This is a genomic window from Candidatus Neomarinimicrobiota bacterium (assembly GCA_018651745.1).
GTDB lineage: Bacteria > Fidelibacterota > Marinisomatia > Marinisomatales > TCS55 > JAAZYX01.
This window is the reverse complement of record JABIDL010000040.1, coordinates 39,149-63,441: the sequence shown is the minus strand read 5'-3', so window position 1 is coordinate 63,441 and position 24,293 is coordinate 39,149. Positions and strand designations below refer to the sequence as shown.

The 24,293-nt window shown below is 41.3% G+C and carries 17 protein-coding genes; all 17 read right to left on the bottom strand.

Annotation, left to right across the window (positions count from 1 at the left end):
• Nucleotides 1-5: 5 nt before the first annotated feature.
• A complete protein-coding gene (gene ffh, locus HOD97_07735) occupies nucleotides 6-1,340 on the bottom strand; it encodes a signal recognition particle protein (GenBank protein MBT4281486.1) in 1,335 nt (444 codons plus the stop codon).
• Between the two features lie 126 nt (nucleotides 1,341-1,466).
• Nucleotides 1,467-7,367 carry a tandem-95 repeat protein gene (locus tag HOD97_07730; protein MBT4281485.1) on the bottom strand — a complete coding sequence of 1,967 codons (5,901 nt, stop codon included), beginning with the start codon at nucleotides 7,365-7,367 and terminating at the stop codon, nucleotides 1,467-1,469.
• A 509-nt stretch (nucleotides 7,368-7,876) separates the two neighbouring features.
• Nucleotides 7,877-11,401, bottom strand: a complete 3,525-nt coding sequence (gene smc, locus HOD97_07725; GenBank protein MBT4281484.1) for a chromosome segregation protein SMC — start codon at nucleotides 11,399-11,401, stop codon at nucleotides 7,877-7,879.
• Between the two features lie 191 nt (nucleotides 11,402-11,592).
• Nucleotides 11,593-11,937 carry a histidine triad nucleotide-binding protein gene (locus tag HOD97_07720; GenBank protein MBT4281483.1) on the bottom strand — a complete coding sequence of 115 codons (345 nt, stop codon included), beginning with the start codon at nucleotides 11,935-11,937 and terminating at the stop codon, nucleotides 11,593-11,595.
• 13 nt (nucleotides 11,938-11,950) lie between these two features.
• Complete coding sequence (locus HOD97_07715; protein MBT4281482.1) at nucleotides 11,951-12,664, bottom strand: 16S rRNA (uracil(1498)-N(3))-methyltransferase; 714 nt, start codon at nucleotides 12,662-12,664, stop codon at nucleotides 11,951-11,953.
• Nucleotides 12,664-13,254 carry a hypothetical protein gene (locus HOD97_07710; GenBank protein MBT4281481.1) on the bottom strand — a complete coding sequence of 197 codons (591 nt, stop codon included), beginning with the start codon at nucleotides 13,252-13,254 and terminating at the stop codon, nucleotides 12,664-12,666. Before HOD97_07710 ends, HOD97_07715 begins: the two co-directional genes overlap by 1 nt.
• A gap of 11 nt (nucleotides 13,255-13,265) precedes the next feature.
• Nucleotides 13,266-14,288 carry a zinc-binding dehydrogenase gene (locus HOD97_07705; GenBank protein MBT4281480.1) on the bottom strand — a complete coding sequence of 341 codons (1,023 nt, stop codon included), beginning with the start codon at nucleotides 14,286-14,288 and terminating at the stop codon, nucleotides 13,266-13,268.
• Nucleotides 14,285-14,725, bottom strand: coding sequence for a DoxX family protein (locus tag HOD97_07700; protein MBT4281479.1), 441 nt, complete (start codon nucleotides 14,723-14,725; stop codon nucleotides 14,285-14,287). The genes HOD97_07705 and HOD97_07700 overlap by 4 nt, the downstream gene beginning before the upstream one ends.
• On the bottom strand, nucleotides 14,718-14,900 hold the full coding sequence (locus tag HOD97_07695; protein MBT4281478.1) for a hypothetical protein: 183 nt from the start codon (nucleotides 14,898-14,900) through the stop codon (nucleotides 14,718-14,720). The genes HOD97_07700 and HOD97_07695 overlap by 8 nt, the downstream gene beginning before the upstream one ends.
• Nucleotides 14,900-15,541: a deoxynucleoside kinase gene (locus HOD97_07690; protein MBT4281477.1), complete on the bottom strand. Its 642-nt coding sequence runs from the start codon at nucleotides 15,539-15,541 to the stop codon at nucleotides 14,900-14,902. The genes HOD97_07695 and HOD97_07690 overlap by 1 nt, the downstream gene beginning before the upstream one ends.
• On the bottom strand, nucleotides 15,538-16,044 hold the full coding sequence (folK, locus tag HOD97_07685; protein MBT4281476.1) for a 2-amino-4-hydroxy-6-hydroxymethyldihydropteridine diphosphokinase: 507 nt from the start codon (nucleotides 16,042-16,044) through the stop codon (nucleotides 15,538-15,540). Before folK ends, HOD97_07690 begins: the two co-directional genes overlap by 4 nt.
• Nucleotides 16,044-16,391 (bottom strand): dihydroneopterin aldolase, encoded by a 348-nt coding sequence (folB, locus tag HOD97_07680; protein ID MBT4281475.1) that lies wholly within the window; start codon nucleotides 16,389-16,391, stop codon nucleotides 16,044-16,046. The genes folK and folB overlap by 1 nt, the downstream gene beginning before the upstream one ends.
• A 112-nt stretch (nucleotides 16,392-16,503) precedes the next feature.
• The gene (groL, locus tag HOD97_07675; protein ID MBT4281474.1) at nucleotides 16,504-18,147 is read right to left on the bottom strand and encodes a chaperonin GroEL; all 1,644 of its coding nucleotides are present in this window, start codon (nucleotides 18,145-18,147) and stop codon (nucleotides 16,504-16,506) included.
• A 12-nt stretch (nucleotides 18,148-18,159) separates the two neighbouring features.
• Nucleotides 18,160-18,450 carry a co-chaperone GroES gene (gene groES, locus HOD97_07670; protein ID MBT4281473.1) on the bottom strand — a complete coding sequence of 97 codons (291 nt, stop codon included), beginning with the start codon at nucleotides 18,448-18,450 and terminating at the stop codon, nucleotides 18,160-18,162.
• Nucleotides 18,451-18,652: 202 nt separating this feature from the next.
• Complete coding sequence (locus tag HOD97_07665) at nucleotides 18,653-18,826, bottom strand: hypothetical protein (GenBank protein MBT4281472.1); 174 nt, start codon at nucleotides 18,824-18,826, stop codon at nucleotides 18,653-18,655.
• A 202-nt stretch (nucleotides 18,827-19,028) separates the two neighbouring features.
• The gene (locus HOD97_07660; GenBank protein ID MBT4281471.1) at nucleotides 19,029-23,546 is read right to left on the bottom strand and encodes a T9SS type A sorting domain-containing protein; all 4,518 of its coding nucleotides are present in this window, start codon (nucleotides 23,544-23,546) and stop codon (nucleotides 19,029-19,031) included.
• Nucleotides 23,546-24,292 (bottom strand): hypothetical protein, encoded by a 747-nt coding sequence (locus HOD97_07655; GenBank protein ID MBT4281470.1) that lies wholly within the window; start codon nucleotides 24,290-24,292, stop codon nucleotides 23,546-23,548. The genes HOD97_07660 and HOD97_07655 overlap by 1 nt, the downstream gene beginning before the upstream one ends.
• Nucleotide 24,293: the final 1 nt, after the last annotated feature.

The following is a 24,293-nucleotide window of genomic DNA, read 5'->3' as shown; positions in this document are numbered from 1 at the left end:
TCTCCTTAATGTGCACCCATAATTGGGTAGTTCAGTCCTGCAGGTAATTTCATTTTACCCATTTTTTTCATCATTTTTTGCAGTGCAAAATATTGTTTTATCAGCTGGTTTACTTCTTGGACAGTTCGTCCTGAGCCTTGCGCAATTCTAGATCGGCAACTTCCATCAATAATAGACGGATTATTTCGCTCGTTTTGCGTCATGGAATTGATGATTGCTTCCGTCCAAATGAGTTGCCTGTCATCTAAATTTAAGCCTTTTAGCATTTTTTTATTCATACCGGGCATCATTCCGACGAGTTGGCTTAAGGGACCCATATTTTTCATTTGGTTCAGCTGTTCTTTATAGTCATCAAGCGTGAATGACTGTTTTTTTAATTTTTCTTCCAGTTTTTCCGCCTGTTTCGCATCCATCACCTTTTCGGCTTTTTCCACCAACGAAACCACATCGCCCATCCCCAGAATTCTATCGGCAACCCGTTTGGGATCAAATGCTTCAAGTCCATCCATTTTCTCGCTCACACCCATAAACTTGACCGGAACACCGGTAACCTCAGAAATGCTGACTGCCGCACCGCCTCTTGCATCACCGTCCATCTTTGTAAGAATGGTACCAGTAAGTTGCAATGCTTCGGAAAATGCTTTGGCAGAAATTACCGCATCCTGTCCGGTCATTCCGTCCGCTACAAATAAAGTTTCATCCGGATTGACTTTAGCAGAAATCATTTCAATTTCCTGCATCATTTCGCCATCAACATGAAGCCTACCTGCTGTATCAAGAATAACAACTTGAATTTTTTCCGCTACGGCTTCTTTAATTGCGCTTTCGCAAATTTTTACAGGATCCTTATGGCCTTCGGAATAGACAGGAATATTAATCTGTTTCCCTAAAATTTTTAATTGATCAATCGCTGCAGGACGATAAATATCCGCCGCTACCAGCATGACGGATTTTCCTTCGTCATTTATTTTTTTGGCAAGTTTGGAGCAGGTAGTAGTTTTCCCGGATCCTTGCAATCCGGCCATTAGAATAACAGTCGGTGGTTTTTTAGCAAAAGTTATTCCGGATGATTTGGATCCCAAAAGTGAGGACATTTCATCTCGAAGTATTTTGACGAACTGATATCCCGGCTTGACAGATTGGGTAACCGTAACGCCAAGCGCCTTAGTTTCTACGCGTTTGATAAAATCTCGCGCGACTTCAAAATGGACATCAGCTTCCAAAAGAACACGACGAATCTGACGAGATGTGTCTCGAATGTTCTTATCCGAAATCTTCCCGAGGCCACGAATGTTCCTGAGAACAGCGTCTAATTTTTCTGATAATTGTTCAAACATGATTTTTCGTTTCGAAAAAAGCCTAGGAAAATACTTGCTTTTCTCGTCCTATACAACAAGTTAAGAGAATGATTATTTTTTTGACGTCACTTGAAATGACTTGAATGGGGCAAAAGGGTGACTAACTTACTATTTCATCAACACCAGTTTTTTCGTCGCCGTGAACTTCGGTGAACTAATCCGATAGAAATACATTCCAGAGGCCATGCCGGCAGCATCCCACCGTACGGTATAGCGCCCGATTTCTTGGCGTCCCTGAACAAGGGTTGCCACTTTTTCACCGAGAATATTATACACGTCAAGTCGTATCTCTCCCGCTTCGGGAATATCGTACTGGATCGTCGTTACAGGATTGAATGGATTCGGGTAATTCTGATGCAGCGCAAATTCGGTCGGGATGAATTCTTCATCCACGCTCAAGGAAGTGCCGTCCGCTAGAACATACCTCGGACCATTTTCAGCAAGCACTGTATCCGATCCGGCAATGGCCGCCACATTCCATTTGATGACACTGTTATCGCCACTCAAATCAAAAAGGTCATCATAAATATCCTCGTAATACACAACAACACTAGTGTCAGTCAATGTGCTGTCATGTTTCACGGTGTCAATCATTGTTCCTCCTGAAAAAACGATATGACCAAACTTGGCTCGGTACATTACAGTATCACCATCCGGATCGCTCGTTGATTCCCACACAAAGACTACGGAATCTGAAGTCAGGTTTGCATTTGTAAGGGAAATCATCAGGGAATCATTCGGACTTAAGAGCGAAAAATCCTCCGGAGGTAAATAAATGGCAGCACATCCCTCGCCGGATGCACCCATATTTGCACCATTTTCACCAGTGCCAACACATGGTGAGTTTTCGGCTAAGGTAAAGTCACCACTATCTGGGTTGCAGAAAAGAGGGTTTGAATCAATATTATTACCTCCATCTATAGCCTCTATATCCCAGTTATCGCTTCCTCCACTGTTCTGAATACTAGAGTAAGAATATGTTGTATTGCCTCCAGCAATCGGTGATCCAAATGTGTTTCCCCAAATTATTGAATTACTTATAGTACCTACCCAATAAACTAAGTAGTAGCTATTTGAAGTAGAGTTGACGAGTGTCATGTTTGTCAATTCACCAACACCTTCTACCAAATCATTACTACTGTTGTTTATGCAATTTTCGATTATAAGATTATCAATGATAAGGTAAGAAGACCAGCCATTGCCAAATATTGCACTACCAACATTCCAATAAGGCGTCACTATATTTGTAATTCTAATATTTGAAACATTAACATTAGTTGCATCCCAAATACCTAAGCCCATAGGTCCACCATCAAATGTGAAACCATCAATAAAGATTGAATCTGCATCCTGTACACCACTGCCTTGAACCCCATCTTCATTATAAATAATTGTAGAATCTCTTCCATGAGTTGACATTATATATCTATGATTGCCTCCAACAACTACAAATCTATTGTACATCCCCGCCGCTACTAATACAGTATCACCATCAATCGCATTATCGATCCCCATTTGAATTGACGCAAACGGATTTTCTTCAGATCCATCACCAGTTGAATCTGATCCTGTAGTAGAAACGTGTACAACAAGAGGACCATAATTGACCGCCTCATGCGCATCCACATTAAAACGGAAATGGCCGTTCTGAGACACAACCGTATCCATGCCTCCGACGGCAGCAACATCCCAACTCACTTCACTGGAATCACCCATAAAATCGGTGATGTCGCCAAGAATGTCTTCGTAAAAAACGTAAAGCATCGTCCCCAACATCAGTGAATCGTGTTCCAATGATCCGAGCGAATCACCTTCACCGTAAATCGTATGATGCACGTGGAATTCATACATCACAGAATCATCCGGATCGGCGCTGGTTTCCCAGCTGAACAACAGTGAATCCGTCAATACATTTGATTCTGTGAATATAAGTAGTGAACTGTCTGCGGGTGTCAAAAGTGAAAAATCACCGGGACGGTATTCCACTGCACCCGATGCGTCAATGCTAAGGGCGAATGGACCGTTATTGGAAAGTGTATCTACCATTCCTGCCGTCAAGTTCACATCCCATACAATTATGCTGTTGTCACCAAAATATGTAGCAATATCATCGAGAATATCTTCGTATAAAACAACGACCGACGTATCCGTGATAACCGTGTCGTGAAAAACTGTATCTAGCATGGCGGTTCCGTCGTACACAATGTTTTGCACCATAAGTTTGTACGCGACGGTATCATCCGGATCTTCCGAAGCCGACCAAACAAATGTCACCGAATCCGTGAGGGCATTCGTATCATTGATCGCTATAGCAAAAGCATTGGCCGGACTTAAGAGAGATATCATGGACGCAGGATCATCAATTGCGCTGATCTCAAACCAGACGTTGGCTGTATCCGAATCCATTCCGTCGCTGACCGTGTACGATAAACTATCCGAGCCATGAAAATCCATATCCGGTGTGTAGGTGAGCGACGGTGCTGTTCCTGTTACCGAACCGTGCAACGCACTGTCCAAAACGGCAAATGTCAGAGAATCGAGTTCCACATCGGATCCTGAAAGTGTAAACGACTGCGTTTCATCTTCATCCAAGGTAACCGTCAGATCACCCGCAATAGGCGCATCATTGACCGGAACCACATTGACCACCATCGTGTCACTCACGGAAAGTCCTGCGGAATCTGCTGCGGTGAAGATCACTTCCGCAGAACCGCTACTGTCCGGTGTTAAACTGAATGTAATGGTATCATTCACAGCAGTGATGCTGAGCAAATTCGGATTGCCGTTGACATGGCTGAACGTAAGCATTGGATCATCCACATCGGAAAAATAATTGTTGAGGTCACCTATCGTCGTATCGGCCGCGTCCTCATCCGCCGTTATATCTGATAAGGCAAGTGTAAGAACGGGTGCATCATTCACATTATTGACCGTAATCGTAAAATCCTGCGTGGCTGTAGCACCGTTTTCATCGGTTGCCAAGAGCGATACGCTGTGATCGCCGACGTCATCGTTATCCGGCGTGCCCGATAAGGTGGAAGCCGGCAAGTCTATTCTTCTTATGATATCATTACCAGTATCACAAACGTACATAGATGATCCCCATAGATACAGATCCTGAGGGGAATTGAATTGAGCAACACTTCCATCTCCATCTGCGCTGCCGGTACTATTATTTCCGGCGATTGTGGTTACATTACCATCCTGATCGATGGCTCGGATGCATTCGTACCAATAATTTGTAGCATATAAAATGTTAGCGTTATTATCAAATGTCAATCCATCTAATCTATAAATTTGAGCACTGGTTCCCTGGCCATCTGCATGGCCTTGAGTTCCTGTTCCGGCAATCGTGACAATATTACCATCGGGGGTAATTTTCCGAAGCGTTGCATAATCGGCAAAATAAACGTTGCCGCTGTCATCTACTTCAATCGAACTAGGACTGTGCAATAGCGCGGTTGATGAATCCCCGTCCACCAACCCTCGTTGAGATGGTATCCCGGCTATAGTGCTCACCGTGCCATCGGGAGTGATTTTCCGTATCGTGTAGGCATGTGTGCATGTAACATAAACATTGCCCTGGTTATCCACAGCAACGTCATATGGCTGGTAAAATTCTGCATTTTCCGCCGGGCCGTCCACATTACCCCAGCCGCCATTTCCCGCATAGGTTGTTACCAAACCATCCGGAGTCACTTTACGAATTCTCCTTCCTGAGTAATCAGCAACATAAATATTTCCGGCGCTATCCAGATCCATGCCGTAAAGATTATTAAAAGATGCGGCCGTACCTTGACCGTCTTGATGAGCTACTGATCCACTTCCCGCAAGGGTGGTGACAATTCCATCAGTTGATATTTTTCGAAGGACAGAATTCCCATCATCACCAACATAAATTGTGCCGTCATCTGCAATACAAATACCCCGCGGGTAAGAAAACCTTGATTCTAAAAGAGTTGAATCAATGTAACTGCCCACATCAGCTGAGCCGGCATAGGTGCTGACCCATGCACTGGAATTCACCGAAAGCGTCAGCCAATCCGGAATGGTGGGCGCTGTTACAAATACACTGTCGCCTTCTGCATCCGATGTTGAGATGGTGTATGAATATTCCGAATCTTCATCCACGCTTGTTACGGCCGTGGATGTAAATGTTGGCGCATCGTTCACATTCGTAACCGTTATGCTGACTTTCCCTGTATCAGCGGCTGTACCGTCACTCACTCTGAACTTGAGGCTGTCAGAACCAACAAAGTCTGCATTTGGGCTGTACGTAAATGAACCCAATGAAGCATTGTCCAAAGTCACCATTCCATTCGCCGGATTTGTGACGATGGAAAAGGTGAGCGCATCGCCTACATCCACATCACTTCCGGGAAATGTTCCGGTGTAATCCGTGTCCTCATCGGTAGAAAAACTAAGATCCGATGCAACCGGTGCATCATTGGTATTTCGATTTCCGGAAACCAGAAAATCATCGGCAAACATATAATAATCATTCAAGGATACATTTTGAACGGCAAGAAAAATGGATTGGCCAATATAACTGCTCAAATCATAAGAATACTTCGTCCATGAAGATGATAAATTTGTAATGGATTCAAGCGTGACGGTGAAGCTGGAAGCAAGGCTGTCGGATGTGGAAAGCAGCACATTAAAATCTTCCAAATAACTGGCACTATGGGATCGAGCCCAAAAAGAAAAAGTCGCAGCCGAAAAATCGCTTGGGATACTTATTTGAGGTGTTACAAGATAATCATCATTCGCGCTTGAGTAATAAATATAGGCACCTTTATCTCCATAGTATGAGATGTCTAATGTGGAACTTGATCCTACTCCCCAAGTCGCTCCATTGCTGTTATTATCGATTGTTGTCCAATCATTCGGCATGCCGTCTTCAAAGCTGGTACTGAGCAAGGTTTTATCAGAAGAATCAGCAATGAGCCCCATATATTTATCTGAAATCCATCCGTGCATTCTTCCGGACTGCTGTGATGAAAATCCATCATTAGAAAGATCGTAGCAATCGTCATCGGCATAGCCCATAAAATTGTGAAAATCCGTTCCCGTAAAGGTGTTGCTTTGGCAGTCGGTCGTGCCTGGATCTCCGCAGGAATAATTAGTGGGAGTGGATTTTGTATCTGAACACATGTCTCCCACTACATCAGCGCTGTCTCCGGTAGCATAGGTATAACCATCTGCGCCTTCGTAACAGTCACCGCAATCGGTCACTTCACTTACGCCGTGATGTGTGTGCCAAAGTCCCATTCCGTGGCCAAGCTCGTGCGTGATGGTATGCTGAGGAATATTAGCAGAACCGCTAAACGTGCGCGGCCCGCCAAACCAATCTTTATCTAAGATTGTACCGCCGTAAGTGGTGAGCGCATCGCTGCCCCACGGAAACGTCGAAACACCAAGGATGCTCCAGCTGGCATCCGTATCGCACACATAGAGATTGTGATACTGCAGCGGATCGGCACCGTAGAGTTCTTTGAGGGCTCCGGTGGACCAATCTGAACTGGTAATAGTCTGATAAGTTGCATCATTGTGAATCTGGAATGTGGCGTCAAATTTGAGTGTATAGTCGGAAAACGCTTCATTGAGAGTGACCAATTGCGCTTCTGCGTCTGCAAGTGTTGCCGTTGGATTATTCCCGCTGTTATCCGCAAAGGCGTGGATGTATAGCCTGATAATAAGAGTGTCGGAACTTGTTCCGGGAATATAGGAATCTCTTACACCTGGATCATCAGTGGATCCGAAAAATGAACAAGATCTTTGTGTACCATTATTTTCAATCCATGCCGGCATGGTGCCACACCATTCGTCCACAGATTCACGTGTATCCAACATCGGTGGCGGACTGTAACCGGGTCGAATTCGCGGAATAACTTTGATAGGTGTAGAACTGTTGCTGAACAGTTTTTCCGTGGTGATTTCAGTTCGCTTTTCTTTTACCTGTGCGAACAATGTAGCAATGATGAAGAGACTCAGTAATCCTTTTTTCATGCTTCCTCCCACAATTGGTTCTGAATTATTCAGAATGAATATGAATAGAAATATACAAAATTTCCCGACAAAGTAAATGATAAAATGTCTTCGGTAACAGATTGTGTGAGGCGAATCACATAGACAGAAATATTACTCACCCCTGGGGTGAGTTAATTCATAAAAAGATTCAGCCTGATAAATATTTCCGTATAAAAACAAGAACGGTTTTTTAATTGCAGAAGAAACACTGTCTGAATTCCCGCGCCACACGGGAATGAGTTTGTTTCTTCTAAAAAACCGAACGCAGTTTTAGGGAATATTTATCCAGCTGTGATTTTTTGGTTCTTTTGTATCAGACAAAAGAACAGGAATAAACCACTGCTATCATTTGTATTCTAGATTCCGAATCAAGTTCGGAATGACATTTTTGCCTTGTGCACCCTGTTTGCCCCCAATAACACTCCGTCCACCAGCTGGCGAGCAACCCTCTCAAGAGGGAAATACAAATATATATGGGAAAATTTGAGTTACGCTTCGAACTGCACTGAAACCAGTTTAGAGACTCCTCTGTTTTCCATGGTGACTCCGTAAAGCTGGGTCGCAGCTTCCATAGTTAGTTTATTATGCGTGACTACTATAAACTGAGTTTCGTCGGAAAATTGTTGCAAAACACGTGTGAATTTTTTGATATTTACATCATCCAAAGGTGCATCCACTTCATCCAAAATACAATACGGACTTGGTTTTACCTGATAAATCGAAAACAACAGCGCAATTGCGGTAAGCGCCTTTTCACCGGCAGAAAGCATGCGAAGATTTTGGTTCCGTTTACCCGGTGGCTGAGCGTGGATAGAAATGTTGGCTTCCAAGGGATCTGGATCGCCTGTTAGAGACAATTCACCTTTTCCACCTTCAAAAAACATGGTAAACAGTTTTTCGAAATTAGTCTTTATCTCATCAAACGTTTCTTTAAACATTTTCCGAGCGATTTCATCAATTTTTTGAATGGTTTCCCGAAGATTCTCCTCCGCCTTCATCAAATCCAATTTCTGATGAGTCAGCATTTCAAGACGTTTGGATTCTTCATCGTGTTCATCTTTTACCGCCATATTAATAGGGCCTATATTTATGATAGAACTTTGAAACCGCGCAATCCTATCCCGAACATCCTCCAATGAATTAGGTGTTTCAACCTTATCCGGTATTTTCATATTATATTTTTCCATAATACGATCTTTTTGGGATAGAATTTTTTGCTCAAATTCGGCGATATCCACCTCGGCTTGTTTCAGTTCTTCTAAAATCATTTCACGTGATTGCTGCTCAGATTTTATCTTTGCTCGGATATCTTCAATATGCTTGTACGATTCTTCTGCTGCTGCCCGCTTAAGATCAAGAACGGATCGTTGTTTTTGAATCTTACCCATTGCGGTTTGAAGTTCCGCTTCACTCGATTCTGATTTTGCAGTTAATGATTCAATTTTAGTTTTTAATTCTGATATTTCGGTTTCAATTATTTTACCACGATCCGTCAATTCATTGATAAGATCTGAAGTTGTTTTTTTCTGAAACGTCAGATTATCTCGTGAATTTTCGAGATTCAATAGCTCAATTCTCATATCTTGGACCCGTTGGTGAAACCCATCGCGTTTCGTTTGCGATTCAGATACTTTCCCCTCTGCTGTGCTAACTCGTTTTTCATAATTCGTGAGTTTCGATTTAAGTGTCTGGATTTCAGGGTACATATTTTCAACTGCTTTTTCCATATCATTGACAGCAGTTTTGATTTCCTCAGTTCGTGAAGATATTTCAGATAATAAATCGACCGATTGGGCTTGACGAAAACTGCTACGCATTATGTCTGCGTCAATCTTTGCCTGTTCATCAATCAACTCCCGGATTTCGCCAGAAAGTGCTTCAAATTTCACATCATTTTTTGCCTTCAATTCTTCAAGTTCCGTAACGTCTTCCTGTTGTTGCTTTCCCTTGATCGAAAGAGAATCAATTTGTTTGAGGATTGATTCAATTTGTTTTTTTCGTCCCAAAAGGTTTGCTTCAGTTGACCGAGATCTATTTTTAAGGATAAAATGTCTCCCGGATAATGATCCTGAAAGATCTACGCAATTCCAACCAGACATGTCGGCATCATTAACCACTTTATGCAAATCGGACACAACCAATAGATTTCCCAAAAGCCTTTCAACAAGCGGTTGAAATTCTTTTTTACAAGAAACAAAATCGCTTGCTCTTCCCAGCACCTCTTTTGATTTTGGAATCGCTAAAAGTGATGATTTCATAGATGAAATTTCTTTGAGCGGAATAATGGAAGTTTCGCCTAAATCGTCTGTTTCCAACCGTTCAAGGATGGCAAATGCAGAGGATCGGTCTTTTGCGACCAAACATGACGCAAGATCGCCAAGCGCGGTTTCAATGGCAGATTCTTTTTCTGAATCAGCCGTAATAAGGTCAGCTAATGGTCCTAATATTCCCTTGAATTCGCCTTCATGATCCAACGCATATTTTGTCCCTTCCGGATACCCTTCGCCCTTGCTGACAAGTTCATTGTAAAATGCTTGTTGGTTCTGCAGACCTTCCTTTTGGGTTAGAGTGCTTTGATATTCCAAGGTTAGCGCGTGATGTTTTTCATGAAGAGAAAGAGATTGACCTTCGAGTTCCTTCAATTGGGTTTTAAAATCTTGAATTGCGGTTTCCGTTTTTCCTTTTTCTTTCTCTAAGGATCGGTGCAATTGTTCATCGGCATTTTTGGTTGCTATCAATTCCGTTTGTTTCGCACCTAAAACATCAGCTTGTTTTCCTTTTTCTAAGATTAAATCCCGTGTACGGTTTAATAGATGTTCTTTGTCTTTAATCGTTCGTTCAGATTCCCAACGCTTGGACAAAATTTCATTTAAATCGTTGCGAGAATTTTGATATCCTTTTTCGACCACATCAAATGCATCTTTTTCTTTTTTATAGAGAGATAATTTTTTATTTACAGTAGGTTCAATAGATTCGATTTCTTTGTCATAATCTGAAATTTGAAGGGTTAGTTTTTCGATCCGTGTAAATGCAGAATCTTTTTCAGTAGCCAACCTTTGGATTGTCGAAACGGATGCGTGATGTTGTTCCTTGGCTACTATAATTGTATTTGCTATTTCCTCTCTGAAAGCATTCAGTTCATTTAGGGTTACTCTCAACATTTCGACTTCCTTTTGTTGGTCTCGATAACCAGATTCATGCGATGTTAATTCAGTATCATAAATGGATTTTTCAGTAGCCTTTGAATCCTTTATATGTTTGAATTCTCTGATTTTTTTGCGAATTGGATTGGCTTCTTTCTCAGCAGATTTGATGGTTAAATACGCCAGCTCAATGTCAGAATCCTTAATCTGTTCGGTCAATTTTTCATGCCGTTTATACCGCTTTAGCTGAAGATCTAGGTTTCGGACTTTGGTTTCGACCTCTAAAACAATATCTTCTACTCGATCCAAATCGACATGCGTTTGTTCAAATTTTCGAAGCGCTTCTTTTCGTTGGCCTTTATATTTATTGACACCTGCTGCTTCCTCAAACATCCGCTTCCTGTCTTCCGCTGTATCAGATAATATCTGCTCAATCATTTTGAGTTCAATAACTGAATACGCATCCGATCCCATACCGGTATCGACAAATAAATCATAAATATCTTTTCGTCTGCATTTATTTCGGTTAATATAATATTCGCTGTCGCCGTTACGAAAAACACGTCGGCTGATTTCTACATCATTGTACTCAATCGGAAGTCTTCCTTTATTATTATGGACTGTCAGGGAAACTTCACATACGCCTAGAGGTTTTTGCTTTTCGGTGCCGTTAAATATAATGTCCTGCATTGATGTTCCTCGAAGAACACTGGTTTTTTGCTCGCCAAGTACCCAGCGAATTGCATCTACAATATTGGTTTTGCCACAACCATTAGGGCCAACGATGGCAGTAATGCCTTCGCCGAATTTGAGTTTATCCTTTTTTGCAAAAGATTTAAACCCATGTAATGTGAGGTCCGAGATATACACTTAATATTGGTTTGGGTCAAATTCTATCTGAGAAAGTTAGTGAATTTTAGAGGATAAAACACGACTCTTTTGCTCATGGCGGCATCCTGAATGAACCCGCATTCTGCGGAGGAATGAAGAATCTCAGACAAACGATTGTAGGTAAACTTATGTTTGAGATCTTTCGTCGTTCCTCCTCAGGATGACACACTTTACCCAGGCGGCCAGTTAAACTTCCGCCCACCCATTAAATGTAAATGCACATGCCAAACAGTTTGCCCCGCATCGGCATTGCAATTAAACCCTGTACGGTAACCTGATTCTGCAATTCCCTCCTGTTCGGCTAGATCTTTTGCCGCGAGAACCATTTCACCCATCAGTTCTGCATCATTTTCTTCTAAATCATTAAGTGTGGCAATATGTTTTCGCGGAATAATTAGAATATGCGTTGGTGCTTGGGGATTAATATCTCGAAAGGCTACCACATTCTCTCGATCGAGGATCAATTCGGAAGGAATAAAACCTGCAGCTATTTTACAAAAAAGACAATCATCCATTTTACTCTCCTAATCATGGTTTATTGAAATTAATCAAAAATGATGCAGCAGTTATGGCTGCGGTTTCAGATCTGAGTCTGCGTTCACCTAACGAAATAAAATCAATATCAGTTTTCTTTATTTTGGAAATTTCAACTTCATTGAAATCCCCTTCGGGTCCCACAATAAAATGAGCAGTTCCATTCTTTATACCAGCGGAAAATTCACGTATTGATCGTTTTCCATCCCAATGCAATACGGCCCTGTCGGATCCTGGATAAGCAGCTAACCACTCATTCAGTGGTACGGGTTGCAGTATTTTTGGGAATACACTTCGTCCACATTGTTTGGCGGCAGATTGAACAATATTTTCACATCGTTCCAAATTGATAGACTTTTTTATACAACGATCCAGAATGAGCGGCGAAATAGATTTCACACCAACTTCGGTTCCTTTTTCCAGCAATAGTTCAAATCGGTCTCGCTTAATAATTCCTACTGCAATGTGAACATCAACGTTAGGTTCTCCATATTTTTTGTGTGTTTCCTGAATGATTCCGGTCACAGATTCTCCAACCTGTTCAACACGTCCTTCATACGCCATTCCCGAACCATCCAGTAACCAAATCATTTCGCCGGAATTGATTCTTAGTACATGCGATAGATGATGAGATTCGGTCTCGTCCAATGTGAATTTGTCACCATCTACCTTGGAAGGATTCACATAAAAAAACCGTTTATCAGGCATTACTTCCGCCAGTTTAAAGTAAAACCGAGGACAAGACCACTGTAATTGGCTCTTTTGCCGGCGTTATTTTTCATCGGAAATATATCAAACCCCGCACTGGCAGTAAAAACTATCCTATTTATATAGCCAATATCCATCCCACCTCCAAAGTAACCGCCCGGAAGTGTTGCAATATCCGGGTGAGACCACCTTTTGAAAAATGATTCTTCATCTGTGGCTTCCATGACGAAAACTGGTCCTGCTTTTGTAGAGATAAATGGACGGATATTGTTCGCTATCTGACCTTCAAAGGGATAATACCGTGCCGTCAATAATACCGGAAGAATCACGAGGTGTGTAATATCTGATGGCTGCACAGGTTGCCCGTAATAATTATAGGTAACGATTGGAATTTCGTCTTCATCCTTGATATCATAAATTCGTGATTCAAGTCCAAATGCCCAGTCAAGAGACGGATTCCATGTATAATTAAAATTAATTCCGCTACCATACACGCCCATAGCTAAGCCAAACCCTCGCTGGTTTGGGTATGTACCGGCAAGAGCGAATCCGCACAGCAAACATAACATTATTGTATTGCGAAATCTCATCGGAAGGAAGTTTACGGAATTAGAACAATTTTTCCGAATGCTTCGCCATTCTCAAGCTTGCGATGTGCATCCGCGCTATTTCCCATTTCAAAAACTGAATCAATAACCGGTTTTATAACACCTGATTCTGCAAATTTGAGAACCTCATCCATACTGGAAACATTGCCCATCGTAGAACCAAGTATAGACTGCTGTTTGAAAAATAGATGTCTCAGATTTATTGAAACATCCGTTCCGGTCGTGGAACCGCAGGTGACCAATCTTCCGCCTTTTGCTAGACTCTTTAGGCTCGTTTTCCAAGTTGCCTCTCCAACATGTTCAACAATCACATCAGCACCGGTACCGTTTGTTAATTCTTTAACAACTGAGGCAACATCCTCATTCTTATAATGAATGACATGATCTGCGCCAAGTTTTTTTGCAAAAGCAACTTTTGCATCAGTTCCTGCAGTTGTAATCACGGTACAACCAAAATGTTTCGCAATTTGAATTGCGGTCATTCCAACACCTGAACTGGCACCCCAAACCAAAACCGTTTCGCCGGAATTTATTTTTGCTCGGCGCACCAACATTGCGTATGCAGTTTGACCTACTAGAGAAAATGCCGCTGCTTCTTTGAAATTCAAATTGGCAGGTTTTTTTTGAACATTTTTTTCCGGAACTGAAATCAATTCTGCCATCGTTCCATTTTCTGTTTCACCAAGGATTCCCATAGAAGTACAATAATTTTCTCGTCCTGTTTTACATAAACTGCATTTCCCACACCAGACGAGTGGCTGAATCACAACTTCATCACCTGGTGCGAATTGGGAAACAGATTCGCCAATACCATGCACTATTCCGGATCCATCACTTCCCATTATTATTGGAAGTGGTACGCCCGGAATTCCGGTTCGAACCCAAATATCCAAATGATTCATCGCTGCTGCTTTTATTTGGACAAGGACATCACCATTCTTTGGCTCAGGCACAGGAATAGCGTCCCACTGTAACACATCGGGGCCACCATGTTTATGAATGCGAATAGCGTTCATTTTTTAGATGCAAATAGGATCGAGTCTAAACTGAATTTGCCGGGACCAGTGAATGCGATCGCTATGAAAACAGAAAAATAGACCAATGCGCTTTCCGGGTTTCCTGTTGTCGTAATGTGGTGAAAAGCTGCAATCAACATGGTTGCCGCAACAAGCAAAGCAGCCGGACGTGTGAATAACCCAAGCAACACAAGAATAGCACAAATAGATTCTGAAAATGCAGCTATAAAACCAAAGGCCGGAGTTGCAAAATCAAGAATACCAAAAAAATATTTTGCAAACGTCGTTCCAAGCCAATTCCATTTCTCAGGATTGGTTATTTTACTCCATCCATGGTTCGAAACCAGAAAATATGCAGGAAGAGTTCGAAGCGCGAGCAATCCGAAATTCGACGAATTTTCACAACCAAATGAACACGTTTCCCGGAACTTATTCATCTTCATCCTTCACATCTGTGAATTCAGCATCACGAATTTCTGTTTCTTTGAAATATCCGTCTTTTTTGTCAGATACGGCATTTTTATTTTTTTTGCCAAAGAGCGCCTGTACAAATCGCCCAATTCGAATGGTTAAATAAATAACTATCGCATAAGCCAGTAGCTTGCCCAGCATTATATTGTTGCGGCAGGATTAAAAAATTTAGTTCCGGTGACCGGTTCACGGATATATTGAATGACTTCTTTGAGGTCTTCCTCGTTTTCAACAAAATCAATGTCGTTTGTATTGATAATAACAAGAGGAGTTTCTTGATAATTGAAGAAATATTCACTATACACTTGGTTGACCGCATCAAGATAATCGGCAGATAAATTCTTTTCAAAATCACGTCCTCGTTTAGCAACGTTTTTCATTAAAGTATCTGTATCAGCTTGAAGATAAATCACCAAGTCCGGATTTATGATATTTCTTTCAAGATGAGTAGCAACATTTTCATACAAACCAAAATCACGTTCACCCAAATTCAAGGATGCAAATAACCTATCCTTTATAAACATGTAATCAGAAATCAGTAAATTATGAAACATGTCCACTTGGCGAATGTTTTGCTGCTGTTGATATCGTTGAAGAAGGAAAAATAGTTGTACTTGAAAGGCAAAACGATCAGGATCTTTATAAAAATCCTTTAGAAAAGGGTTTTCTTCAAATTGCTCAAGGACCAGGCGTGCGCCAAGTTTTTCTGACATCAAATTGGCAAGACTTGTTTTACCTACCCCGATCGGTCCTTCTATTGCGAGATAATATAGATTTCTCATGCTGATTTTAGAATAGTGTGCTTTTCAATGATAGATTTATCCGGACAAATTGCAATTAATTCTACAGGATTTTGGTTCAATTTCGGAATAAGAAAATCAGGTGCAATTTCAGCCATTGGAATTAAAACAAATTTTCGTTCTGATAATTTTGAATGAGGAATTTGAAGTTTAGTTGTATTCAAAACATGGTTCCCAAAAATCAGAATGTCGATATCAATCGTTCGTGGATGATTTTTCTGACGGATTTCGGATCGTCCCAATTTCATCTCGATGGATTGAATTTCTTGAAGCAAGTTTTGAGGCTTGCCATTATACAGGCCTTCCACAACCGAATTGAGAAAAGATGGCTGGTTTGTGTTATATAATGGGGGTGACTCATAAAAAGATGCTGTTTTAACTAAGGATAACCCGGGAACCAATTTTAATAAATCCATCGCAGAATATACATTTTTTTCTCGATCGCCAAGATTGGATCCAAGTCCGAAATAAACCGTTTCCGTCATTATGAGCTCGACGGTCTTTCGATTTCGATTTCCACCGAATCCAAAACTCCGCTAACGGGTGCATTAGGTTTTCTAACTCGAACCTTAACATGGTATATTGGAAATTGTTTAAGAATAACGGTTGAAATTTCTTCTGCAAGAGATTCAATCAAATAATGTTTTTGACCTCGCACGCAAGATTCCACTGATTTGTACACGGATTCATAATCAACGGTATCTCCAAGTTGATCGGTTTTTCCTGCAACTTCGAGAGACCTATATAAATCTAGGTCCACTTCAAATTTCCCACCCAATTTTTTCTCGGTTTCACTCACGCCGTGGTATCCGTAAAAAACCATATTCTTCATGCGAATTATATCCATTAGGTCAGCAATTTACTTCTGCATTTCTTCGGTAGTCAAGGTGTACAAACAAAAAAGCCCTGCATCGCAGGGCTTTTTTTCAATCGATTCGAACGAATTACATCATTCCGCCCATACCACCCATACCACCCATGTCACCACCCGGTGGCATTGGAGGCATTTTTTCATCCTCAGGAATTTCCGTAACCGCAGCTTCCGTTGTCAGAAGAAGACCGGCAATGGATGCCGCATTTTCTACTGCCACTCGGGCAACTTTGGTTGGATCGATAATGCCGGCTTCAAACATTTTCACATAATCTTCATTCCGAGCATCAAATCCATAATCTAGTTTTCCCTCACGAACTTTCTGAACAACGATTGAAGCTTCAACGCCTGCATTGTTAACAATCTGTCGAATTGGTTCCTCTAAAGCGCGGCGCATGATGTTTACACCAACTTGAAGCTCGTCAGACACTTTCACTTTGTCCAGTGCGTCAACGGCACGAAGCAGTGCCACACCGCCACCGGGAATAATCCCTTCTTCGACGGCTGCGCGAGTTGCATGCAGAGCATCTTCTACGCGTGCTTTCTTTTCTTTCATTTCCACTTCGGTTGCAGCACCAACATTAATTACCGCTACACCACCAGATAGTTTTGCCAACCTTTCTTGTAGTTTTTCACGGTCATAATCAGATGTGGTTTTTTCAATCTGCACTTTAATTTCTTTAATCCGTGCGGAAATTGCATCTTTGGTTCCACCTCCATCTACGATGGTTGTATTATCCTTATCAGAGGAAATACGCTTGGCGGTTCCAAGATATTCGAGAGTCGCGTTTTCAAGTTTATAACCGGCATCTTCTGAGATAACAGTTGCACCAGTCAATACTGCGATATCTTCTAGCATTGCTTTTCTGCGATCGCCAAATCCCGGTGCCTTCACTGCCAAAACCTTGAATGTGCCTCGAAGTTTATTCACAACGAGAGTTGCCAACGCTTCGCCTTCCACATCTTCCGCAATGATCAGAATCTGCTTTCCTGTTTGTACGACTTTTTCCAAAACCGGCAACAAGTCTTTCATATTACTGAGTTTTTTATCGTGGATCAGGATGTACGCATCTTCCATTTCTGCATCCATGGATTCGGAATTGGTCACGAAATAAGGTGAAAGATATCCTCTGTCAAACTGCATTCCTTCTACAAATTCAAGAAAGGTTTCAGCCGTCTTGCTATCTTCAACCGTAATGACGCCATCTTTGCCGACTTTTTCCATTGCTTCTGCAATTTTTTCGCCGATTTCACGGTCATCATTAGCGGAAATAGTCGCCACATTCGCAATTTGAGTAGAATCAGGAAGATCCTTGCTTTGCTCGCGCAACGCATCTACCACTGCACGAGATGCAGCATCAATTCCACGTTTGATTGACATCGGGTTTGCTCCTGCAGCAACATTTTTTAGTCCTTCGGTAATAATTGCCTGTGCCAAAACTGTTGCGGTTGTGGTTCCGTCACCGGCAACATCAGATGTTTTGGATGCGACTTCCTTTACCATTTGTGCTCCAAGATTTTCAAGCCTGTTTTCCAGCTCAATTTCTTTCGCTACCGTTACGCCATCTTTGGTAATAGTCGGCGCACCGAATTTCTTTTCTATCACCACATTACGGCCTTTAGGACCGAGGGTGACTTTCACCGCGTTTGCCAAGCTGTCAACGCCGGCTTTTAGGGCGCCTCTGGCTTTAACATCGTATGAAATTTCTTTTGCCATTTTTGTCTCTCCTTACAATACTGCGAGAATATCACTCTCGCGCATGATCATATAATCGTTACCGTCAAATGTGACATCTGATCCGGAGTATTTTCCGTACAGAACTTTGTCACCCTTTTTCACAGTCATTTCTATTAAACTTCCGGCGTCGCTGACCTTACCTGGTCCAACTGCAACAACCGTCCCCTGCTGGGGTTTTTCCTGCGCCGTATCGGGAAGAATGATTCCGCCGGTTGATGTTTCTTCAGCGGCGGCCGCTTCCACTACGACACGGTCTGCCAGTGGTGTTATTTTGATACTCATATTAACCTATCTCCATTTATGTTATTGGTTCATTAAATTTGTTTTTCTACCCTATTGAGTAGCACGGAAGGTATTTATATAAATCATTATAAAACAATACAAATTGGCACTCTTTTTATTAGAGTGCTAACAGGTTCCTCATTTCCATTTTCTCAAAATTATTCATCGGTAAGCAAAACCCGTTTAGCGTATGTTTATAAAACTATTTATTCTTTTCTCTCAACTTCTTCACCGCCCACGCACCTCCTGCAGCCGCCAAAAACCCAAGCCCACCAATGGGCGCTTGGTTCGGATTAGACGGAAAACTCGGTTGAGCAGTGACAAGACTAATGAGTGGTAATGCAACTGCTATGATTTTAGCAATCTGGGTTTTCATGGTTTTCTCCTACTTTTGATCTTTGTACCATTCCACCATTTTCGTATGTTTTTTGTGTAATTCCTCGCTATTGTGGTGGAAAGTCGAAAGTCTGTATAGTCTATGTGTAACCTTGACAAGGCGGGAAAATTGATCATGTGTAAAACGTAATATTTATCATACCACCATTTCAAGGTGTGCTATTAATACAATTTGTAGATGATTATTTCAATAACATCAATTTCTTCACCTGCCGAAAATCCGCTGTCTCCAAGCTGTAGAAATAGATACCAGTCCCAACACTTTCTCCCCATTTATCCCTACCGTTCCATTGAACACTGTGGTGGCCCAAATTACGCCAATCATTGATTAGTGTAACTACGGACTGACCAAGAATATTGTATATCTTAACCTCAACGTTAGATGGTTTTGGTAATGAGAAAGAAATATGTGTCGAGGGGTTAAAGGGGTTGGGAAAGTTTTGATGGAGTGCAAACTTTTCTGGGATGGTAGATAATATATTTTTCGCTGCAGCTTCAACAAATGCCGGGACACCAACTATCATTGATATAGGATAACTAAATTCTTCCATTGCCTTTGTTATAACTATTTCCTGGTTTTTGGAAATATCATAAATCTGATGCTCAATATGATCAAGAAGTACTGCGACGTGCCCTTCGGGCAACGAACCAATTTGATCTGTTGAAACAGTGAATGGACCTTGCACATTTCCAATATCCAAATTCATGTCCCAAATTCCATTGATTATATCCATAGAACGGATATCTGTAGTCAACATTGATTTTACACCCCATTCTTTACGGGTCATATTCAGAGAAACATATTGATCCAAAGCTGGTGGTTCGGGATTATCCCAAATATCCAATTGTTCCGACGCTCCGGTTTTTCTTCCAATGGCATTGTATATGTCACCGTATTCACCATTGTCAATACTAATGACTATTTGCCAACCGGCATTAACATCAGCTTCCTTTAGTAAGGCCCCGCCTCCTCTTTCCAGAGGTTTGATATCCAATGCAACCTCATCAGCTGTGCGATTATAGATAGCATATCCCTGCCAAGGAGATAAAATATTGCTTTCTGCATCCCAGCTTTCTGTGCTTGTGCTTCCATATGTCAATGGTCCATAAACCTGTGCTTCATCAAAAGTGATCTCCAATTCAAATGGATACGGATTCCCGATCAGACTCCATCCTGACGGTATATTGATGGAAAAACCAAGCAGGTCAACAGACTGTCCTGAACCGGTCGAAAAATCAATATCGCTTTCCACACGCTGCTGTATCCAATATCCTTGTCCTAAAACAAATGATTCTGCTTCTATCCAAGTTGCATTACCAGAATCCTCATATAATCGCCAAGTGTCATCAGAAGAAGATTGACTCAGCTCATCTTGAATTGTATTAGCTACGGAAGAATTGTCTAAATTTGTTGGAACAGAAATCAATCGCCATTTTGAGGTTGGTATTCCTTCAGTGTAAGCGCTACCATTTATTTCTGTATTCAAAACATTCTCATTAAACTGCGTTATAATTGATACGGTATCGCTGATACTCGTATTCCCAAATTCATCGGATACTGCAACATAATAGGCAACTCCTGTCAATCCGATAGCGCTACTGTCAATTTCAGCTGAAAATGTTCCATCTCCATCCGAATCAGTCGCCAGGACCGCATACATGCTGGTATCTCCACCTACAAAATAATTCAATACGACTGTTGTTATACTATCATCATCTGTAACTGTTATATTGACTGTCACAGAATCACCTAACGAAACTGAATCAGGTTCATCTATTTCAACTATAATAGGAGGGCTGTTGTATCCTGTACCTGATAAGCTTATTTGAAATGAAGAACTATCAGGATCATTACTATAAATCACAAGTTCCTCACTATAACTAATAGTGTCCTGTGGATAAAATATTATTGAAAATATACTATCTTCTGCCGGGGCTATTGTCAATGGGTATAAGAATGATTCAATAGAAAATATACCGGATGTCATCGCTACCGAATCAATAACCAAATTCTCATTCCCTGCGTTGCCAACGGTTATTGTTTGGGTACTATCACTCAAAACAACAACACTATCAAAATCTATCGTTGTCGATAAAACAGATATTATCGGTTCGTAATCCAGATTGGTAACACTTATATCGTCAGGGTCCAGTCCTTGATAATTTCCATCTGTACTACTTGCGGCAGCTAAAATGATGGAATAAGATACATCACCATCTGCTTCATTATCATCCGCACCCGTCATTGTAACTGTTTGAGCTGAACTCCAATTTCCTGATGTAAAGGTAAGTGTAGAAACATCCACTGTTCCTTCAGTCTCATCACTGCTCGAAACTCCAATGGTCACATCTGCCGTTGGTTCACTACCCAGAACAACCGTAAAACTAGCAGTTTCTCCTACTTCTGACGTAATGGAATCAGAAACCACGACTGTAATCCCGGCGCTATCATCATCCGTATTTGTAATACTTTCATCTGAAGGATTACTTCCATTATAATTAATATCACTACTTGTTGCTGATCCAAATGTTATTGTATATATAATATCACCATCATCCACAAAATCATTCACTCCGGTGATGGTTACCGTTTGAGCTGCATTCCAGTTGGCGGCCGTAAATGTTAAGGTATCTGGTGAGACTGTGCCTTCGGTTAGATCAGAACTGGAAATTGGAATAACTACATCTCCGGTTGGCTCACTATCCAGAACAAGCGTTAAACTAGTAGTACCTCCTGCTTCTGACGTTATAAGTGAGTTTGAATATGATACAGTAAAACTCGCAGTATCATCATCTGTGTTTGTCATTGAAACATCATCCGCATCTACACCATTATAATTTCCATCAGAACTGGTAGCTGCTGACAATAAAATTGTATATGCAATATCGCCATCATCCACATCATCATTTACACCGGTGATTGTTACCGTTTGAACTGCATTCCAGTTGGCGGCCGTAAATGTTAACGTATCTGGTGAGACTGTGCCTTCGGTTAAATCAGAACTGGAAATTGGAAGAACTACATCTCCGGTTGGCTCACTGTTTAATACAACTGTAAATGTTCCTGTCTCGCCTGTTTCTGTTGTGGTGGAATCGGTTACTGCGACTGTAATCCCGGCGCTATCATCATCTGTGTTTGTCATTGAAACATCATCCGCATCTACACCATTATAATTTCCATCAGAACTGGTAGCTGCGGACAATACAATTGTATATGCAATATCGCCATCATCCACATCATCATTCACTCCGGTAATGGTTACCATTTGAGCTGCATTCCAGTTGGCGGCCGTAAATGTTAAGGTATCTGGTGAGACTGTGCCTTCGGTTAAATCAGAACTGGAAATCGGAATAGTTACATCCGCGGTTGGTTCACTATCCAGAACGACTGAAAAGCTAGCCGTATCTCCTACTTCTGACGTGATGGAATCAGAAATTGAAACGGTGATACCGGGGATTTCAAATGTAAAAACTCTCACATGTCCTGCTGAGCTTGCAGAACCACTATTATATGGAGCACTAAGAGCCACATGACTGCCATCAGAATCGATAGATACAGAAGAACCTGAATAGTCACTAGCAGATTCACCATAAATATCATCGCCTATTTGGACCCAACTACTGCCACTGTAGCTATATAATCTCACATGTCCTGCATTACCAGAGCCATCGTCATTTCCCTTCCCGCCTACAATTAAATTAATACCATCTGAATCGATTGAAACCGATGTACCAAAATAATCTCCAGCGGCAACGCCATCAATATCGCTACCTAATTGACTCCAACTACCTCCCGTATATTCAAAAACACGAACTTGACCCGTATTAGAATTTTTGTTTTCAGCACCAATAGCTACATGACTACCATCCGAATCGATGGAAATAGAACCGCCTGAATAATCTCCAGCAGCTTCTCCATCAATGTCACTTCCTATTTGACTCCAACTACTTCCACTATATTCAAAAACACGCACATGACCTGAATTACCTCCACCATCATCATTTTGGGTTGAACCAATTGCTACATGGCTTCCATCTGAATCTATAGAAACAGAAACGCCTGATTGATCTCCCGCTGTTTCACCATGAATATCGCTACCTACTTGACTCCAAGCGCTACCATCGTATTCAAAAATTCTCACATGGCCGGCATCCGAACCATTACCATCTTTGTAGATTGCGCCGACAGCAATATGGCTTCCGTCAGAATCGATAGAAACCGAAATACCCATATTATCACCGACCGCATCTCCGTCGATATCGCTTCCCAATTGACTCCAGCTACCGCTACTGTATTCATACACACGAGCATGACCGCTATTATAACCACCCGCACCATCATTTTCAGGTGCACCAATGATCACATGACTGCCATCTGAATCTAAAGAAACAGAATGGCCGGAATAATCAGTATTGGCCTCTCCATCAATATCAGCTCCCACTTGACTCCAACTACCACTGCTATATTCATATACACGAACATGACCTAGATTGGAACCTGGAATCCCGGCATCATTATATCTTGATCCGATAGCGACATGACTACCGTCTGAGTCCATAGATACTGACCAACCTGATCGATCGTTCGCCGTTTCGCCGTCAATGTCTTCACCAACTTGGGTTTGTCCTGTAAGCAAGGAAAAAGCCAAACCTAATTGTATGAATAAATATAGATTTTTAGGAATTGAGTAATATTGCATTATGGTGCTTCCGGATATTCCGGTGGTAATCCCATTCCAATTGATTGTTCACCACCTCCACCACTAACTATCGTATAAACACCATAACCACCAAATGAAGAAAGCATCACTAACAGAAAAATGACATAACCAATTCCGTAAGACATTTCGAGCCAAAAAAGGAAACTGTCCGTAAATATTTTAATTTTGTACCACAAATTTGTTAAAAATGAATCTTCAGGGAATCTTCCTTTTGGGGGAGTTGTTCCAAGAACTAACCAAGTAGATTTTCTTATTTTAAGTTTTAACTCTTCATTATTCTTTTTTACCGAAAAACGAAATCGCAACGCTCCCTTTAACCATTTTGCTCTCGAAATCGAACCACTGTTACTGGATATATTATAATGTTTAAAGTCGAAATGATATTTATTTTTCGATGTACGGATAGACCACGTCATTAAATGTGTCGCACCATTTATCAAACCAATTTCTTTAGCGATAGAATCTGATCTTACTCCATATCGATATGCATCATCAGAAATTGCAGTAATTTCTTTTTCTCTATCAACTAAATTTGCTCTTTCTGATTTGATTATTTCACCTCTGATTAAATCAGAAATATCTTTTTTCAATATTTCTCTTTCAATAGTTTCAGATAAATCATAGTCTAATGGAATAACTGAAATAACAGAGGTCTGTCCTGCCAAAAATGATGACAAAACAAATACATACAAACCACATGTAAATTTGAAGAAATTACTAATCATT

Bases quoted from the DNA above. Each gene is read 5' to 3' on its own strand.
- HOD97_07730 (MBT4281485.1), bottom strand. From the start codon at position 7,367: ATGAAAAAAGGATTACTGAGTCTCTTCATCATTGCTACATTGTTCGCA.
- HOD97_07720 (MBT4281483.1), bottom strand. From the start codon at position 11,937: ATGGATGATTGTCTTTTTTGTAAAATAGCTGCAGGTTTTATTCCTTCC.
- HOD97_07715 (MBT4281482.1), bottom strand. From the start codon at position 12,664: ATGCCTGATAAACGGTTTTTTTATGTGAATCCTTCCAAGGTAGATGGT.
- HOD97_07710 (MBT4281481.1), bottom strand. From the start codon at position 13,254: ATGAGATTTCGCAATACAATAATGTTATGTTTGCTGTGCGGATTCGCT.
- HOD97_07705 (MBT4281480.1), bottom strand. From the start codon at position 14,288: ATGAACGCTATTCGCATTCATAAACATGGTGGCCCCGATGTGTTACAG.
- HOD97_07700 (MBT4281479.1), bottom strand. From the start codon at position 14,725: ATGAATAAGTTCCGGGAAACGTGTTCATTTGGTTGTGAAAATTCGTCG.
- HOD97_07695 (MBT4281478.1), bottom strand. From the start codon at position 14,900: ATGCTGGGCAAGCTACTGGCTTATGCGATAGTTATTTATTTAACCATT.
- HOD97_07690 (MBT4281477.1), bottom strand. From the start codon at position 15,541: ATGAGAAATCTATATTATCTCGCAATAGAAGGACCGATCGGGGTAGGT.
- folK (MBT4281476.1), bottom strand. From the start codon at position 16,044: ATGACGGAAACGGTTTATTTCGGACTTGGATCCAATCTTGGCGATCGA.
- folB (MBT4281475.1), bottom strand. From the start codon at position 16,391: ATGAAGAATATGGTTTTTTACGGATACCACGGCGTGAGTGAAACCGAG.
- groL (MBT4281474.1), bottom strand. From the start codon at position 18,147: ATGGCAAAAGAAATTTCATACGATGTTAAAGCCAGAGGCGCCCTAAAA.
- groES (MBT4281473.1), bottom strand. From the start codon at position 18,450: ATGAGTATCAAAATAACACCACTGGCAGACCGTGTCGTAGTGGAAGCG.
- HOD97_07665 (MBT4281472.1), bottom strand. From the start codon at position 18,826: ATGAAAACCCAGATTGCTAAAATCATAGCAGTTGCATTACCACTCATT.
- HOD97_07660 (MBT4281471.1), bottom strand. From the start codon at position 23,546: ATGCAATATTACTCAATTCCTAAAAATCTATATTTATTCATACAATTA.
- HOD97_07655 (MBT4281470.1), bottom strand. From the start codon at position 24,292: ATGATTAGTAATTTCTTCAAATTTACATGTGGTTTGTATGTATTTGTT.